This is a genomic window from Corallococcus sp. AB049A, assembly GCF_003668885.1.
GTDB lineage: Bacteria > Myxococcota > Myxococcia > Myxococcales > Myxococcaceae > Corallococcus > Corallococcus interemptor.
In genome coordinates this window covers 1-1,679 of sequence record NZ_RAWL01000775.1, presented here as the reverse complement: position 1 = coordinate 1,679, position 1,679 = coordinate 1, and the positions used below count along the sequence as shown (strand labels likewise).

General features: G+C 73.3%; 1 protein-coding gene and 1 pseudogene. One reads left to right on the top strand and one right to left on the bottom strand.

Translation table 11 applies throughout. The features are described 5' to 3' along the window. Nucleotides 1-328 (bottom strand): annotated as a pseudogene (locus D7X55_RS39280) (sulfatase); the annotation flags it as partial. A gap of 158 nt (nucleotides 329-486) precedes the next feature. Between D7X55_RS39280 and D7X55_RS39275 the strand changes: the two are divergent. Further along, nucleotides 487-1,679, top strand: a 1,193-nt coding sequence (locus tag D7X55_RS39275) for an adenylate/guanylate cyclase domain-containing protein (RefSeq protein ID WP_147470420.1), incomplete at its 3' end; no start/stop codon positions are given.

The window sequence follows — 1,679 nt, the reverse complement described above, 5'->3', positions numbered from 1 at the left end:
GCACCACCCAGTGCGGCACCATCAGCGCCAGCGCCACCCACCCGCCCCGCCGCGTCCAGGCGGAGGCCAGCACCGTCGCGGCGAGCGCCAGCAGGCCACCCGCCACCATGTAGACGCTGGCCACGCGCAGGATGACGCCCGGCAGGAGCGGCCGGACCGCCGCCGCCAGCGCCGCGTAGGGGCCATCCAGCGGGATGTCCACGCCCACCACGCCCGCCTTGAGCAGCCAGACCGTCTCGGCGGCGAAGAGCAGCAGCCCCAGCAGGGCACCGAGGGCCAGGCGCCCCGAAGCGGCGCGGAGGAAGGAGGCGACGGACCGCACGGACATGCCTCCAGCGTCTACCCTGTCAGGCTGTTTCCGCGCCAACTCTGTGTTCCACCGGGCCTTCCGGGAGCGCCCGACGTGCGTTGCGCACACTGTCGGTGCAAGATGGCGCCCTCGCTGTTCCTGACCGATGCATCCCTCGGCCCGGGGGGCCCACGTCCATGCCATCCAGCGCCACGCCCAGCGACACCCTGCAGGAGTCCGTGCGGCGCGCGCTCGACATGGAGCGCCAATCCAATGGACGGCACCTGGCCTGGGTCCGGCTGGGCGCGGTGGGCGTGCTCTTCTCCATGGCGGTGTACCTGGGCCGCGTGCGCGAGCTGCACGACTGGGACGTCTACCTGGCGCCCTTCACGCTCTACCTCGTGTGCACCACCATCGTGGCCGTGGCGGTGACGGCCTCCGCGCGCATCGCCCGCCAGGCGTCGCTGTCCGTCGCGTTCGTGGACGTGCCCGCCGTCTACTGGCTGCAGCACCTGGCGCTCCCGGTGTCACCGTCCCCGGGCGGCGTGGCCGGCTTCACGCTGGGCATCTTCGCCGCGCTGGTGCTGCTGTCCGCGCTGAGCCTCCGGCGGCCCGTCACCCTGATTGTCACGGTCATCGCCATCCTCGCGGAGGTGAGGCTCCAGCAGGAGGCCGGCATCGGCGCGGGGGCCCAGGTGGCCGGCGCGGTGATGCTGGCCATGACGGCCGCGGGCGCCTCCCGGCTCCTGACGCGCATCCGCCTCTTGTCCGCCGCCGTCACCCAGGAGGAGCTCCAGCGCGCCCGGCTGGGCCGCTACTTCTCCCCCGCCGTCGCCGAGCGCCTCCAGGACCGCGACTCCCCCGTCGCGGAGCTGCGCGAGGTGTCCGTCCTCTTCGCGGACGTGCGCGACTTCACCGCCCTGAGCGAACGGCTGCCGCCCGAGCAGGTGGTCACCATCCTCAACGAGTACTACGGCCGCATGGTGGAGGTGGTGTTCCGCCACGGCGGGACGCTCGACAAGTTCATCGGGGACGCACTCATGGTGTACTTCGGCGCCCCGCTGCCGGACGCCCACCACGCCCGGAGCGCCACCCGGTGCGCGCTGGACATGGTGCGGGAGCTGGAGGCCGTCAACGCCGAGCGGGCCGCCCGGGGCGAGGCCGGCCTTCGCATGGGCGTGGGCGTCCACTCCGGGCCCGTCGTCCTGGGCAACATCGGGTCTCCGTTCCGGCGCCTGGAGTACACGGCCATTGGCGACACCGTGAACCTGGCCAACCGCATCGAGCGGCTGACCAAGGGCTTCGGGGTGCCGGTGCTCGTCTCCCAGGCGACCCGGGAGCGTGCGGGAGACGCCTTCCGCTGGGCCCCCGCCCCCACCGCGCTCGTCCC